At 70.4% G+C, this 13,481-nt stretch carries 15 protein-coding genes and 3 pseudogenes; 7 read left to right on the forward strand and 11 right to left on the reverse strand.

What is annotated here, in order from left to right; all coding sequences use genetic code 11:
- The first annotated feature begins 118 nt into the window (after window positions 1-118).
- The 4 genes from DMP15_RS29385 to DMP15_RS29400 are packed head-to-tail and all read left to right on the forward strand — an operon-like array spanning window position 119 to window position 4,232.
- Complete coding sequence (locus tag DMP15_RS29385) at window positions 119-1,438, forward strand: ABC transporter substrate-binding protein (RefSeq protein WP_337826898.1); 1,320 nt, start codon at window positions 119-121, stop codon at window positions 1,436-1,438.
- A complete protein-coding gene (locus DMP15_RS29390; RefSeq protein WP_337826899.1) occupies window positions 1,435-2,352 on the forward strand; it encodes a carbohydrate ABC transporter permease in 918 nt (305 codons plus the stop codon). The genes DMP15_RS29385 and DMP15_RS29390 overlap by 4 nt, the downstream gene beginning before the upstream one ends.
- Window positions 2,345-3,142 (forward strand): carbohydrate ABC transporter permease, encoded by a 798-nt coding sequence (locus DMP15_RS29395; RefSeq protein WP_253066995.1) that lies wholly within the window; start codon window positions 2,345-2,347, stop codon window positions 3,140-3,142. The genes DMP15_RS29390 and DMP15_RS29395 overlap by 8 nt, the downstream gene beginning before the upstream one ends.
- 1 nt (window position 3,143) lies before the next feature.
- Complete coding sequence (locus tag DMP15_RS29400; RefSeq protein WP_253066996.1) at window positions 3,144-4,232, forward strand: ABC transporter ATP-binding protein; 1,089 nt, start codon at window positions 3,144-3,146, stop codon at window positions 4,230-4,232.
- 59 nt (window positions 4,233-4,291) lie between these two features.
- On the opposite strand, the gene DMP15_RS29405 is transcribed toward DMP15_RS29400, so the two are convergent.
- On the reverse strand, window positions 4,292-5,110 hold the full coding sequence (locus tag DMP15_RS29405; RefSeq protein ID WP_253066997.1) for an MBL fold metallo-hydrolase: 819 nt from the start codon (window positions 5,108-5,110) through the stop codon (window positions 4,292-4,294).
- A gap of 113 nt (window positions 5,111-5,223) precedes the next feature.
- Window positions 5,224-5,538, reverse strand: coding sequence for a ferredoxin (gene fdxA / locus DMP15_RS29410; RefSeq protein ID WP_337826900.1), 315 nt, complete (start codon window positions 5,536-5,538; stop codon window positions 5,224-5,226).
- A 3-nt stretch (window positions 5,539-5,541) separates the two neighbouring features.
- Between fdxA and DMP15_RS29415 the strand changes: the two are divergent.
- The 3 genes and pseudogenes from DMP15_RS29415 to DMP15_RS29425 form a co-directional block, all read left to right on the forward strand.
- Window positions 5,542-5,874, forward strand: a pseudogene (locus tag DMP15_RS29415) (transketolase C-terminal domain-containing protein); the annotation flags it as partial.
- Window positions 5,871-6,632 carry a biotin/lipoyl-containing protein gene (locus DMP15_RS29420; protein WP_337826901.1) on the forward strand — a complete coding sequence of 254 codons (762 nt, stop codon included), beginning with the start codon at window positions 5,871-5,873 and terminating at the stop codon, window positions 6,630-6,632. The pseudogene DMP15_RS29415 and the gene DMP15_RS29420, both read left to right, overlap by 4 nt.
- A 197-nt stretch (window positions 6,633-6,829) precedes the next feature.
- Window positions 6,830-7,768, forward strand: coding sequence for a recombinase family protein (locus DMP15_RS29425; protein ID WP_337826902.1), 939 nt, complete (start codon window positions 6,830-6,832; stop codon window positions 7,766-7,768).
- 64 nt (window positions 7,769-7,832) lie between these two features.
- Here the strand turns inward: DMP15_RS29425 and DMP15_RS29430 are convergent, their stop codons facing one another.
- The 9 genes and pseudogenes from DMP15_RS29430 to DMP15_RS29470 all read right to left on the reverse strand — a co-directional run bounded on the left by DMP15_RS29430 (window position 7,833) and on the right by DMP15_RS29470 (window position 13,419).
- Window positions 7,833-7,976 carry a hypothetical protein gene (locus DMP15_RS29430; protein ID WP_337826903.1) on the reverse strand — a complete coding sequence of 48 codons (144 nt, stop codon included), beginning with the start codon at window positions 7,974-7,976 and terminating at the stop codon, window positions 7,833-7,835.
- A 210-nt stretch (window positions 7,977-8,186) separates the two neighbouring features.
- Window positions 8,187-8,582, reverse strand: coding sequence for a hypothetical protein (locus tag DMP15_RS29435; protein ID WP_337826904.1), 396 nt, complete (start codon window positions 8,580-8,582; stop codon window positions 8,187-8,189).
- Window positions 8,545-8,778: a hypothetical protein gene (locus DMP15_RS29440; protein ID WP_337826905.1), complete on the reverse strand. Its 234-nt coding sequence runs from the start codon at window positions 8,776-8,778 to the stop codon at window positions 8,545-8,547. Before DMP15_RS29440 ends, DMP15_RS29435 begins: the two co-directional genes overlap by 38 nt.
- 48 nt (window positions 8,779-8,826) lie before the next feature.
- On the reverse strand, window positions 8,827-10,098 hold the full coding sequence (locus DMP15_RS29445) for an ISL3 family transposase (protein WP_337826906.1): 1,272 nt from the start codon (window positions 10,096-10,098) through the stop codon (window positions 8,827-8,829).
- A 203-nt stretch (window positions 10,099-10,301) separates the two neighbouring features.
- Window positions 10,302-10,922, reverse strand: a pseudogene (locus DMP15_RS29450) (IS256 family transposase); the annotation flags it as partial.
- Between the two features lie 30 nt (window positions 10,923-10,952).
- Window positions 10,953-12,233, reverse strand: a complete 1,281-nt coding sequence (locus DMP15_RS29455) for an IS256 family transposase (RefSeq protein ID WP_337826907.1) — start codon at window positions 12,231-12,233, stop codon at window positions 10,953-10,955.
- A gap of 104 nt (window positions 12,234-12,337) precedes the next feature.
- Window positions 12,338-12,976, reverse strand: a pseudogene (locus DMP15_RS29460) (IS256 family transposase); the annotation flags it as partial.
- 144 nt (window positions 12,977-13,120) lie between these two features.
- The gene (locus DMP15_RS29465; protein WP_337826908.1) at window positions 13,121-13,264 is read right to left on the reverse strand and encodes a hypothetical protein; all 144 of its coding nucleotides are present in this window, start codon (window positions 13,262-13,264) and stop codon (window positions 13,121-13,123) included.
- A complete protein-coding gene (locus DMP15_RS29470) occupies window positions 13,261-13,419 on the reverse strand; it encodes a hypothetical protein (RefSeq protein ID WP_337826909.1) in 159 nt (52 codons plus the stop codon). The genes DMP15_RS29465 and DMP15_RS29470 overlap by 4 nt, the downstream gene beginning before the upstream one ends.
- Window positions 13,420-13,481: the final 62 nt, after the last annotated feature.

Genomic DNA, 13,481 nt, shown 5'->3' on the forward strand with positions numbered 1-13,481 from the left:
CATGAGTGGCGATGTCGATGGGCCGATCGGAAGAGGCTCGTCGTTCCTGGTCACCGGTGCCCGGTGATCGAAGGATGACGCCGGGCGGACTCCCGCCTCCCCGAACAGAGGATGGACCATGAACCGGATCGCACGGAGTGCCGGAGCGCTCCTCGCCGCACTCGGGCTGGCGACCGTCGCCGCCTGCGGTGGCAGTTCCACCGACGCAGGCACGGCCTCGCCCACCACGCCGGTGGAGCTGACGTTCCTGGGCTACAGCGTCGGCACCCCCGACCTCGGCGGGCAGGCCATGCAGGCGCTGATCGACGAGTTCCAGGCCCAGAACCCCGGCATCACCGTGAAGACGCAGCCGGTGGCGGTCGCGGACGTCCTCACCAAGCTCAAGGCGGACACCGCGGCGGGCAGCCCGCCGGACGTCGCGCAGATCGGCTGGAGCAAGATGGCCGAGGCCTACGCCGACCTGCCGATCGCTCCGGTGCAGGAGCTCGCGGGCGCGGAGTGGGCCGACCACGTCGGCGGCCCCACCCCGATCGCGCCGAACCTTCTCGAGGCCGTGGCGAACGAGGGCGTGGTCAAGGCCATGCCGTTCACCATGTCCGTCCCCACCCTCTACTACAACGCGGACCTGTTCCGCGCCGCGGGCCTGAACCCGGACACCCCGCCCACCTCGATGGCTGAGATCGGCGCCGCGGCCCAGGCCATCGCGCGCAGCGGTGCCGCGGGCACCTACATCGCGGCGGCGGACGTCGGCAAGTCCGACTACCTGACCCAGTCGCTGATCAACACCGCAGGCGGCTCCCTGGTGAGCCCGGACGGCCAGGTGACCGTCGACGGGCCCGAGGCCGTGAACGCGCTGACCCAGGTCCAGGCCCTTACGACGTCGGGGGCCCAGCCCGCCATCTCCACCGCCGACGCCATCACGCTGTTCGGCTCCGGACGGCTCGGCATGCTGCTGGCCAGCACCGGCGCGCTGGCCTCATTCGAGAAGGCCTCCACCGGCAAGTTCGAGCTGCGCACCGCCGCGTTCCCGACGATCGACGGCAAGACCGCCAAGCCCACGTACTCCGGCGCCGGTCTCGCCGTGCTGGGCGACGACAAGGCCCGGCAGCAGGCGGCCTGGAAGTTCGTGAAGTTCATGACGACCCCCCATGCCTACACCACTTACGCCAAGAAGATCGGCTACCTGCCGCTGCGTCCGGCGCTGGCGAACGACCCCGCCTACCTGAAGGACTACTTCGCGCAGAACCCGCGGCTGCTCCCCGCCCTGTCCCAGCTCGACACCGTCGCGCCCTACCAGGTCTTCCCCGGTGGCCAGGCCAACCGCGCCGTCGTCGTCCTGCAGGACGAGGCGGTGGAGCCGATCGTGCTCCGCGGCGCCGACCCCACCACCACGCTGAAGGCGGCGGCCGACAAGATCCGCTCCCTGTCGACGCGGTGACGTCCACCCTCGACAGGGCGGCCCCGCGGGCCCGGGCAGCGCAACCCGGCCCGCGGGGCCGCCCGTGGCTCTATCTGGTCCCGCTCGTCCTGGCGCTCGGGGTGTGGGTCTACGGCCCGCTGCTCTGGACGGGCGTGCTGTCCCTCCTCGACTGGAACCTGATCTCGCCGAACCCCGAGTTCGTCGGCGTCGACAACTTCGTCGCGGTGTTCGGCAGGCCGGAGACGACGAACGCGCTGGTCCGCACCGGGTACTACGTGCTGGGGATGCTGCCGTTCGCCACGGTGATCCCGATGACGCTGGCGATCCTGCTGTGGCGCAGGCCCGGCCGGGCCGCCGACGGCTACCGGGCCCTGCTGTTCTCCCCGGTGGTGCTGGCCCCGGTCGCCACGGCGATCTCGTGGCAGTTCCTGCTCAGCCCCCAGCAGGGCCTGGTCAACACGGTGCTGAGCGGTGTCGGCCTGCCCGCGCCGAACTGGCTCGGCGACCCGCGCACCGCACTGCCGGTGATCGTGCTGGTCACGGCGGGCAAGATCGTGGCGCTGAACATGCTGCTGTTCTCGGCCGCGCTCGCGGGGGTCGACCGCCGGGCCATCGACGCCGCCCGCATCGACGGTGCCACCGAGTGGGAGACCACGCGGTTCATCGTGCTCCCCCAGCTGCTGCGCACGATAGCGCTGCTGTCCGCGCTCTGTGTGATCGTGGCCGGTCAGTGGGTCTTCACCAACGTCGCGGCGCTCACCCGCGGCGGCCCCGACGGCGCCACCGACAACATCTACTACCGGCTCTACACCGAGGGCTTCGACTTCTTCGACGCCGGGTCCGCGTCCGCCCTCGCGGTCGCGATCACGCTCGCCCTGGCCCTGCTCTTCGGCGCCGCGGCCCTGTGGAACCGGAGGCGCTCCCGTGCGTGAGCTGCGTTGGCACACCACATTGCTCGTCACCGGGCTGGCCGTGTCCTTCCCGCTGGTCTGGGCCCTGCTGACCTCGTTCCGGCCGCAGAACGCGATCTTCGAGATCGGGCCGTCCCCGGTGTCGGTGGCGAACTACGTCGACGCGGTGACCCTCTTCCCGATCGGGCGGCTGCTGCTCAACTCGTTCGTGACGGCCCTGGGTGTGACCGCGTTGCAGCTGCTGGTCGCGGTGCTCGCCGCCTACGCCATGCTCAGCCTGGGCGCTCGCAGCCTGCGCTGGGTGCTGGGCGCGGTCACCGTCTCGCTGGTGGTGCCCCTGCAGGCCATGGTCATCCCCCAGTTCCTGATCGCGACGGGTCTGGGGTGGCGCGATTCCTACGTCGGGCTGATCGTGCCCCAGCTTGCCTCGTGCGGGCTGGCGGTGCTCCTCATGTGGGAGCACACCCGGTCGATCCCGAAGAACCTGCTCGGAGCCGCGGCGATCGACGGCGCGCGGCCCGCCGAGACGCTCTGGCACCTCGTGCTCCCCCAGCTCCGCCCCGGCCTCGGTGCCGTCGGCATCCTCGTGTTCGTCACGACCTGGAACGAGTACCTCTGGCCCGCGCTGATCGCCCCCAGCCCCACGAACACGACGATCCAGCAGGGGCTCGCGCTGTTCAACAACCAGGAAGGCGGCAACCCCGGCCCGCTGCTGGCCGCCTCCGTCCTGGCGTGTGCCCCCGTGCTGGCGGTGTACGCGATCTTCTCGCGGCGGATCACCGCTGCGTTCCTCCAAGCCGGAAGGCGTTGACGTGACCCTGGAGAAGGAGCTGACGGACCTGCCCACGGCGGGGGCCGCGGGCATCGAGCTGCGGGGGATCCGGCACCGCTACGGGACGATCCCCTCGACCGGCGCGCTCGCCCTCGACGTCGAGCACCTGGCCGTCCCCGACGGCTCGCTGTCGGTGATCGTCGGACCGTCCGGCTGTGGGAAGTCGACGATGCTCTCGATCGTCGCCGGGCTGCTGGCCCCCACCGAGGGGCGCGTGCACGTCGGCGGCGTCGACGTCACCGACGCCGCTCCGGGGGCCCGCGGGCTGTCAATGGTCTTTCAGGACTACGCGCTCTACCCCCACCTGACGGTCGCGGCGAACATCGGGTTCGGCATGCGGCTGGAGGCGCGGCACTCGCGCGGCGCGGGACCCGGCCGGGCCGAGATCGACCGCCGCGTCGGCGACGTCGCCGGGCAGCTCGGCCTGTCGGAGTTCCTCGGCCGCAAGCCCGCCCAGCTGTCCGGTGGGCAACGCCAGCGGGTCGCGCTGGCCAGGGCGATCGTGCGCAGGCGCCGGGTCCTGCTGCTCGACGAACCGCTCTCCAGCCTCGACGCCCAGCTCCGTGCCCAGGCGCGCGCGGAGCTCGCCCGACTGCACCGCGAGCTCGGCGCGACCGTCGTGATGGTCACCCACGACCAGTCCGAGGCGCTCTCGATCGCCACGCACCTGATCGTCATGCGAGGCGGGAGGGTCGTGCAGGCCGCCGCCCCCGACGAGGTCTACCGCCGCCCGGCCGACGAGTTCGTCGCGACCTTCGTCGGTAGTCCGGCGATGAACGTGCTCGAGCACGAGGGGACGCGGTGGGGATGGCGTCCGGCGGACGGCGTGGTCCACAGCGGCGGCTCGGGGACGTCGACCGGGGGTCTAGTCCTGGACGGGACCGTCGACATCGTCGAGTTCGCCGGGCACGAGCGCCTCGTCCACTGCCGCGGAGCACGCAACGGCCGGTGGTCGTTCACCGAGCCCATCGCCACGCCGCGCGCGGTGGGCGACCACGTGCACGTCCTCGTGCAGGCCGGGGACCTGCACCGGTTCGACCCCGACACGGGTGTCCGCCTCGACGCATGAGGACGGGGGACGGTGGTGGCCCGAGACCCCACCGTCCCCCGTTCGGTCGGTACTGCCGGTCAGACCGGGAACACACGCCCCGGAGCCGCCAGGTGCACCGGCCCGGTGAAGGACTCGGACGCCTCGGCGCCGCGGGCCTTGAGCCAGTCGGGGTCCGCGGTGACGAAGTGCGTGAGGACGAGCTCCCCCACGCCTGCGTCCCTAGCGACCCGACCCGCGCGGGTGGCACTCATGTGACCGTCGGAGACGTCATCCGGCAGCTCCAGGGTCGACTCGCAGAGCAGCAGGTCGGTCCCGCGGGCGAGCTCGGTGAGCCGCTCCACGTCGCAGGTGTCCCCGCTGTAGACCATGCTCGAGCCGTCGGGGCCGGTCACGCGCATCCCGCAGTTGGACATGGTGTGCTGCAAGGGACGCAGCTGCACCCGGCAGTCGCCGATCACGAGGTCGTCGCCCGGTTCGTACTCCCGGATCTCCAGCGCGCCGTGGAACGCCAGGTCGAGCTCAGGCCGGGTGGGGATCGGGAAGACGCCGGCGAGCCTGCCGAGCGCCTCCCGACCACCGACGGGCACGTAGAGCGGAATGGGTCGGTCGGGCGGCGTGCTGGTCACGGGCAGGGTCGGAAACGACTCGGCATCGAGGTGCCGCGTCATCAGCACCGCCTTGCCGAGCGGGAGCACGTCGTAGCAGTGGTCGGTGTGCAGATGGCTGATCACGATCCCGTCAAGCGCGGCGGGCGTGGTCGACGCGGTGAGCGCGGTCACCGCACCCGGCCCGCAGTCGAGCAGGATCTGGGTCGAGTCGGTCGAGACGAGGTAGGCCGAGCTGGCCTGCCCGTCGGCGGGCATGGCCGCCCGGCATCCGAGCACAGTCACGTTCACGGGTGGAATCCTCCCTGGCGACACCGCGATGTCATGCGGACTTTCCCGATCCAATGGTCGCGATCACGTCGAGCAATCGCCGAGCCGTCAGCGGGTACTCGGTGTGGTAGGCGTCAGTCGGTGGAGCGACCGGGCAGCCCGCGGACGAGCGGCGCGTCTCGGTCGATCGGGCCGGTCTTCGCCGCGCCACCGGGCGAGCCGACCCCGGCGAAGAACTCGGCGTTCGCGGTGCCGTAGGCCGCGAACGAGTGCGGGAGGTCCTCCTCGTAGTAGATCGCCTCGACCGGACAGACGGGCTCGCAGGCGCCGCAGTCCACGCACTCGTCGGGATGGATGTAGCGCATCCGGCCCCCTTCGTAGATGCAGTCGACCGGGCACTCCTCGATGCAGGACTTGTCGGTGACGTCGATGCAGGGCTCGGCGATCACATAGCTGCCACCGAGGGCCGTGACGTCGGTGTCGTGGACCTGCGATCGATCGTGCCGTTCGACGACCAGACCGTCTGCGCCGAGGTGCGTCAGACTGGGCGCGCGGTCGTCGTCGCCGAGGCACCGGGATTCGCCTCAGTCGCCTCGGAGATCGTCGCCCGGGTCACCGAGCGTTGCTTCCACCAGCTCGAGGCTCCGATCCGACGGGTCACCGGATTCGACATCCCCTACCCGCCGCCGAAGCTGGAGCAGCGTTTCCAGCCCGATCCCGACCGGATCCTGGACGCCGTGGACTCCTTGCAGTGGAACCGCCCCGAGGGATCGACCGCGGCATGAGCACCAATGTCTTCGCCCTGCCCGATCTGGGTGAGGGGCTCACCGAAGCGGAGCTGGTCCGATGGCTGGTCAGCGCAGGCGACAACGTCGCCGTCGACACGCCGCTGGCTGAGGTCGAGACAGCGAAGGCGACCGTCGAGGTGCCCTCGCCATACGGCGGCGTCGTCAGCGAGCTACACAGCCGCGAGGGCGACACGATCGCAGTCGGCGCGCCGATGGTCTCCTTCACCGACGACGCCGACCTGCCGGGAACCGAGACGGACACCCCAGGCTCTCAGGCATCCGGGCACTCAGGTCCCGTTTTGATCGGCTATGGCGTCCAGGGAACGGCGCCCTCGCGACGCCGCCGTCGACCGGCCGCCGGTTCCGAAAGCCTGCCAGGCTCCGCGATATCGCCGCCGGAGGACGAGCTTGCGCCTCCGTCTGCCCGGCCGGCAGTGCAGTCTCCCGCCGTGCGGAACCTGGCCCACAGCTCGGGACTTGACCTCACCACCGTCCCTGGTACCGGCCCGGACGGGCTGATCACCCGACAGGACGTAGAGCAGGCAGCACAGCTGCCGGCGGGACGCCTTACCGGAACCGACCCGACGGACAACTGGTCCGACCCAGCCTGGCACGAAGCCCAGGCAGTCCGGCTCGGCTCGGGCAGTCCCAGCCACCAGAGCGACGTCACAGCGCACCTTGCCCGAGCTCAGCTGCATGCGACCCTCGCAGTGGCGCTCCGACTCCGGCGAGTCGAGAAGACCGTCGGGCAGTAGGACGCGGCCGACCGGCCAAAGCTCAACTCGCGGACCGCTTCGAGCGGCAAGCGAAGACGGTTCGATGGATCCAGTAAACGATCGTTTCCGGCACCCATGTAGCCGCGGCTGAAGGCCCAGCTACGATGAGTCTCTGATCCCGGTACCGGAATCATCATCCCGGAACCGCTCCGCACGGGGTTAAGGAGACTCTCGCCGTGACGAGGTACGGGTACGCGCGGGTCTCCACCCGCGAGCAGAGCACCGACCATCAGATCGACGCGCTCGCCGCGGCCGGGGTCGCGCCGGAGAACGTGTTCATCGAGAAGGTCTCCGGCAAGCTCGCCTCCCGCCCCAAGCTCGACACAATGCTCGACCGGCTGGTACCCGGCGACCAGGTGGTGGTCACCCGGCTCAAGCGGATCGGGCGCTCCCAGCAGCACCTGCTCGACCTCGTCCGCGGTTTCGGAGACAAGGAGGTCGACTTCGTGGTGCTCGAGCAGGGCATCGACACCGCCACCCCGGGCGGGCGGCTGGTGTTCCACTTCCTGGCCGCGCTGGCCGAGTACGACCGGGAGATGATCGTCGAAGGCACGATGGACGGGCTGGCCGCCGCCCGGGCCCGCGGCCGCGTCGGCGGGCGGCCCGCGGCGCTGTCGCAGCGCCAGCTCGACACCGCCCAGCAGATGTACGACTCCGGCCGGCACACCGTCGACCAGATCGCCGACACCTTCCGGGTCGGGCGCAGCACCCTCTACCGGGCCCTGCACGCTTACGGAGACGGCGGCGACTGTGCGCTGATCATCTACCGCAACGGCCGCTCGAAGATCGACCACACCAATCGGCGCTACGGCGAAACCGGCGCCGGCGAGAAAGCCCAGCTCGAGGCCGACCGCAAGTGGTTTCCCATCGCGCCCGCCCGCCGGGCGCGGCTCAAGGCGATGGTCTACGTCGTCGACGGTGTCGTGGCCCGCGTCCGCGCCGTCACCGGCGACCTCTCAGCGTGGGACGACGACGACCGCGGATACGCCGACGTGCCCGTCGGCCCGCCCCTGACCGACCTGCAGATCGCCCGCCAACTCCCGACCCTAGGCATCAGCCTCGGCGACCAGCGCCCGCACGTGCGCGGCAAGCTCCGCGAGTACGTGTCGCTGTAGCCGCCTGCGCCAGCCCGCTGCACTTCCGCGCCCGCGACAAGCAGATGCGACGCCTCTCCCCGAGCTACTTCGCCCCTGGCGACATGCTCCTTAACGGCACCCCGTAGCGGGCGAGGGCGAGCGTGGGGTCGCCGTCGGCGTCGGCGAGGTAGACGGCGAACCGGGGTCTTGACAGCCAGTCCTCGATCCAGCGGTCAGGTTCGCTCATCATCGCCTCTCGCTGCTGCAATCCTGGTGTCGGGTTGTGCCGAGTCGTGTAGCATGGTCTGTGAAGAGCCCCGGAAGCCTCTGACCCCTCGGCGGTCACGCGACCGGGGCTTTGTATTGACGAGGCTCGTCCCCGGTATCCGGGGACGAGCCTTCGTCGTATCGCGTCATGGGACGTTACCGGTGGTCGGGACGGCGAGACCGTCAGCCGTCAGGCCCAGGTCCAACCGCCGATAGTGCGGTGGAGTCCGGTGTGCCCGGCGAGCCCGGCGGTGCAGTCGGAGCCGTAGACCGGTGTCGTAGCTGGGCAGGGCGGGAGGTTCCTGGTCAGCTGCGCCAGCCGTTCGGCGAGGCGGTCCCGGTCGGCGGTGCGTTCGGTGAGCTGCCCGGCCCGCTGTGTGGAGGTCGCCTCGGTGAGGGCCAGGTCGTCATGGAGCTGGTCGTGCTCGGCGAGTAGCCCGCGGACGTCCGCCCGGCGTGGCGTCCGGCCCTCGCTCAAGGTGTAGCGCACTCTGGCGGCGGCGGTGTCCTCGTTGCCGCCGTCGTTGTTCTTGCCACGGTCGTCGCCCTCAGCTGGCGTGCGGGTGGGAGTGTCGCTCGAAGACATTGGCGCGCTCTCCTTTCGTGGAGCCGTTCAGGCGGGTGTCGACGGCGTCGTTGCTGGCCTGGAAACGGGTCAGGGCTGCGGGAAGTTGGTCTCGTGAGACCTCGTCGGCTGCGGTGAGCAGCGTCAGCAGCACCGCGCCGGCGTTTGTCTCCTCGGCGAGTGCGGTGGCGAGGTCGGCGCGTCCGGTTGTCCGCACGGCTTGAGCGATCTGCCCGAGTCGTTGTGTGTAAGCGGCTCTTCGATCTTAGGCGGGCACCGTCGGTTTCCTCGCTGACAATCGGCGGGTGTGCCGGGTGCAGTGCAACCGTACTCGGCGCCGGTAATTGTCCCGGTTCCGGAAGCCGCAGGCGGCGCGTTTGACCTGCTTGATCAACCGGTTCGTGCCCTCGGTGCGGGCGTTGGTGAGGCCGGTCGTGAGGAACACCTCGATGGCCGGCCACCAGGTCTCGATCGTCTCGGCCAGCGTGGTCAGCTCGGCGATGTCGGCGTCGGCGCACCACCGGTAGAACCGCCAGAGGCGGTCGCGGATGTCGTGGCGGTGCCCGCCGCGAGCGGCGACTGCGCACAGCGCGCGCAGTTCCTCCTTCGCGATCCACGCCGAGAGGATCTGTCCCGACGGGTCGTGATCGACGCAGCCGTTCCACATCCGTGCCAACGCCGCTTGCGAGAGCCGCTCACGGCCGCGCAGCAGCAACCTGCGGTTGGCCCACGCCGGGTCGATCTTGCGCCCGCGTCGACCCAGCAGGTCCCGGGTGACGCGCTGGCGCACCGCGGTGACGGCCTTGTTCGCGAGCATGATCAGGTGGAAGTGGTCCACCGCGATCGCGGCGTCGGGCAGCGCCTGGCGGACGGCGGCGGCGTAGCCGGCGTGTGGGTCGATCACCACCACCTCCACGGCGGCCCGGAACTCCGGCGTGCGGGCGGCGAGCCAGGCCTGGACTGCGGCGCTGGTCCGGCCGTCGACCTGCCCCAACAGGGACTGATCGCCGGTGATGTCGACGAAGCCGGTCTCCCACGGATCGGTGCGCCGCCACCGGACCCGGCCGTCGTCATGGTGGCCCTCGGGCAGCCATCGTGGGCGCCCGAACCGGGTCTCGTCCATCCCCAGCACCGTCGTGGGCTCCGGCTCGACGAGTTCGATCGCGCCCAGGGCGACCACCGCGCGCTGCACCGTCGGCCACGACACCCCGTGCGCCGCGGCGACCTCGGACTGATCCCGGCCGTCCTCGACCGCCACCGCGAGCGCCGTGCGCAGCCGGGTCGTCGTGCGCATCCCGGCCGGCACCTGGGCGACCTGCTCGGTGAACGACCCCCGCGGACACCCGACGGTGCGGCAGCGCCAGCGCCGCTTGCGCCACTGCACCACCGCGAACTCGCCCCCGCACGGCAGGTCCCGCGGCCGGGTCAGGACCCAGTCCTTGCCCGACGTCGACACCGTCGCGCACGACGGGCACCGGGCCGCGTCCGGGTCGTCGGTGACCAGCTGCACGATCTTGACCCCGAGCACGGTGCGCACGACACGCTCCACCGCCAGACCCTCGAGTCCCAACAAGCACGACGCATCATCGCTACGGTCAACCACGGCCCGCGGCTCTCCCTTCGCTGCTCCAAGACACAGCGAGGATCAAGGAGCTGCGGGCCGCCTTCGTTCAGGCGCGCCGCACGGGTCCAACCTCAGGTGGGACTGTCAAGTTTCCGGTGTAACTGAGGTTGGTCGGGTTACGTGCGTCCGGCGGACAGGCGTCCGTCGAAGGCGATGTCGAAGGCGTTCAGGGCGGGCTTCCAGCGGATCGACCACCGGTGCTGCCCGGTGCCGGTGGGGTCGAGACTCATGATCGCCATGTAGACGCACTTGAGCGCGGCGGCCTCGTTCGGGAAGTGCCCGCGGGCCTTGACCGCCCGCCGGATCCGGGCGTTCACGCTCTCGATCGCGTTCGTCGTGCAGATGATCTTGCGGATCTCGACGTCGAACCCCAGGAACGGCACGAACTCGGCCCAGGCGTTCTCCCAGAGCCGCACGATCGCCGGATACCGCTCACCCCAGGCCTCGCAGAACTCCAGGAACCGCTCGGTCGCCGCAGCCTCGGTGGGTGCGGTGTAGACCGGTCGCAGGGCCTTGGCGATCGCGTCGTAGTGCTGGCGGCCGGCGTAGCGGAAGCTGTTGCGCAGCAGGTGCACCACGCAGGTCTGGGTGATAGTGGCGGGCCAGACCGCGCCGATCGCATCCGGCAGCCCCGCCAGGCCGTCACAGACAACCATGAGCACGTCACCGACGCCGCGGTTACGGATCTCGGTGAGTACGTGCAGCCAGTACTTCGCGCCCTCGCCGCCGCTGCTGGAGCAATCGTCAAGACCTGTGGATGAAGATCTTTAAGCGGCTTCTGGTTGGTGGTGGTCGTCGGGTCGCTCAACGAGCTTGCCGTTGACGAACGCGGCGCCGGCCCGGACGAGCGCGACCAGGTGCGGGCCGTTGACGCAGCGCCAGCGGTCCTGAGCGGCCTCGATGAGCTTGAACGCCATCGCCAGCCCGGCCGCTCGGGAGCCCGGCCCTCGGGTGATCTTCGTTCGGTGTCGGACCGTGGCGAAGGTCGACTCGATCGGATTGGTCGTGCGCAGGTGAATCCAGTGCTCGGCGGGGAAGTCGTAGACCGCGAGCAGCTCCTCGACGTCGTTGGTGATCTTCGCGACGGCCTTGGGGAACTTCGCCCCGTAGGCGGCGTCGAACGCGGCGACGGCGTCGAGGGCGTGGCGGCGGTCTTCGGCGTTCCAGATCTCGGCCAGCGCCTTCTTCGCGCCGGGATGGGCGGACTTCGGGAGCGCGCCGAGCACGTTGGCGATCTTGTGGAACCAGCAGCGCTGTTCCCGGGTGGTGGGGAACACCTCGCGCAGCGCGCCCCAGAACCCGAGCGCGCCGTCACCGACCGCGAGGACCGGGGCCCGCATGCCGCGACGGGCGCAGTCGCGGAGCAGGTCCGCCCAGGACTCGGTCGATTCCCGGTAGCCGTCGGCGAGGGCGACGAGTTCCTTGCGGCCGTCGGCGCGGACGCCGATGAGCACGAGCAGGCACAGCTTGTGCTCCTCCAACCTGATGTTGACGTGGATGCCGTCGGCCCACAGGTAGACGTAGTCCACGCTCGACAGGTCGCGGGCGGCGAAGGTGCGTTGCTCGGCCTTCCAGGTCTCGGTCAGCTTGGTGATCACCGGTCCGGACAGCCCGGCGGTCGAGCCGAGGAACTGACCGAGCGCGGGCACGAAGTCCCCGGAGGACAGGCCGTGCAGGTAGAGCAACGGCAGGACTTCGGTGATCTTCGGGGTCTTGCGGCACCAGGGCGGCAGGACCGCCGAGGAGAACCGCGCCCGTTCCCCGGTGTCGGGGTCGGTGCGGCGGTCGTTGACCCGCGGCACGACCACTTCGACCGCGCCGGCGCTGGTGAGGACCTCGCGGGGCTGGTGGGCGCCGTTGCGCACCACCAGCCGTCGGCCGCGCTCATCGCGCTGGTCGGTGAAGCGGGCGATGTAGTCATCGACCTCGGCCTGCAGGGCTTCAGCGAGCATCCGGCGAGCGCCCTCGCGGACGAGTTCGTCGATCAACGAGCCGCCGTCCCGGCTGGGTTCATCAGCGTCGGCAGCTCCAGGAACTACGGTGAGCACGGGTCGTACCCTTCCGACCGGCGTTGGCCCGCCGGTCTTGCTTGAGAGCCTCAAGATCACCGGGAGGGTACGACCCCTCCGGTCATCCACAGGTTTCAAGCATTGCTCCCGCTGCTGGGGTCCCCGGCCCAGAGCCCGAGGATCTCCCGGCGGCCCTCACAGGTCACCGCGAGCGCGACATAGATGGGCCGGTTCGCGACCTTCCCGTCGCGGATCTTGACGTGGATCGCGTCGATGAAGATCACCGGGTAGACCGGGTCGAGTGGCCGGTTCTGCCACTCGACCATCGCCTCGATGACCTTGTCGGTGATCGTCGAGATCGTCTGCCGGGACACCTGGGCGCCGTAGACCTCGGCCAGGTGAGCCTGGACCTCCCCGGTGGTCAGGCCCTTCGCCGACAGCGACAGCACGAGCTCGTCGACCCCGGACATGCGGCGCTGCCGCTTGGCGACGATCTTCGGGGTGAACGAGCCGTCCCGGTCCCGGGGCACATCGAGCTCGACCGGCCCGGCCTCGGTCAGCACGGTCTTCGACCGGTGACCGTTGCGAGAGTTCCCGCCGTCACGGCCGGCCGGGTCGTGGGACTCGTAGCCGAGGTGATCGGTGATCTCACCTTCCAGAGCGGATTCCAGGACCCGCTTGGTCAGCTGCGCGAGCAGACCATTCTCCCCGGTCAGCTCCAGCCCGTTCGCCCGTGCCCGGCCGGCGAGCTGGGCGATCAGCTGCTCATCGACAGGGTCCAGCCCGGCTGGGCCTGCACCCTCGGCCGGGCCGTCGGTTACCGCGTCGAGGTCAACCACCGGCTCGTCTGCCAGGTCTGTCATCGGGTCCACACTCCTTGATCGGAGTTACACCGATGTTCTTACAGTCCCCCTCAGGTTGCCCGGTCAAGATCGAAGAGCCGTGTAAGCGGCTGCCTGGGCGGGGTTCTCGGCAGCGAGGGCGCTTCGGTAAGCCGCTTGCTCGGCGCGGTGTGCGCTGACCAGTGCGGTGAGCCGCTCGTCGGCCTCGACGGCGTCCACGATGGTCACCCCTGGTCCTCGGTGGGCCGGTATCCGGCGTGCAGTGCACGTTCGGCGTGCTTGCGCGCTGTGCCCTGCCGACAGATCTGGTCCCACACCTGGCCGAGGGTGGGGCTCTGCGGGAGCGGTTCGAACGCGATCGGGTCGAGTATCTGCGCCAACATCTCGACGTGCGCAGTCGCAGGTGTGTTCTCGCGCGGTATCAGCTGAGTTGTGGGCAGGTCGC

It is taken from the genome of Pseudonocardia sp. UM4_GMWB1, from assembly GCF_017312155.1.
GTDB classification, from domain to species: domain Bacteria; phylum Actinomycetota; class Actinomycetes; order Mycobacteriales; family Pseudonocardiaceae; genus Pseudonocardia; species Pseudonocardia alni.

What these genes read in the sequence shown, in the direction of transcription:
- DMP15_RS29420 (WP_337826901.1), top strand. Translation starts at nt 5,871, where the DNA reads ATGAGCACCAATGTCTTCGCCCTGCCCGATCTGGGTGAGGGGCTCACC.
- DMP15_RS29470 (WP_337826909.1), bottom strand. Translation starts at nt 13,419, where the DNA reads ATGTTGGCGCAGATACTCGACCCGATCGCGTTCGAACCGCTCCCGCAG.
- DMP15_RS29430 (WP_337826903.1), bottom strand. Translation starts at nt 7,976, where the DNA reads ATGAGCGAACCTGACCGCTGGATCGAGGACTGGCTGTCAAGACCCCGG.
- DMP15_RS29385 (WP_337826898.1), top strand. Translation starts at nt 119, where the DNA reads ATGAACCGGATCGCACGGAGTGCCGGAGCGCTCCTCGCCGCACTCGGG.
- DMP15_RS29435 (WP_337826904.1), bottom strand. Translation starts at nt 8,582, where the DNA reads ATGTCTTCGAGCGACACTCCCACCCGCACGCCAGCTGAGGGCGACGAC.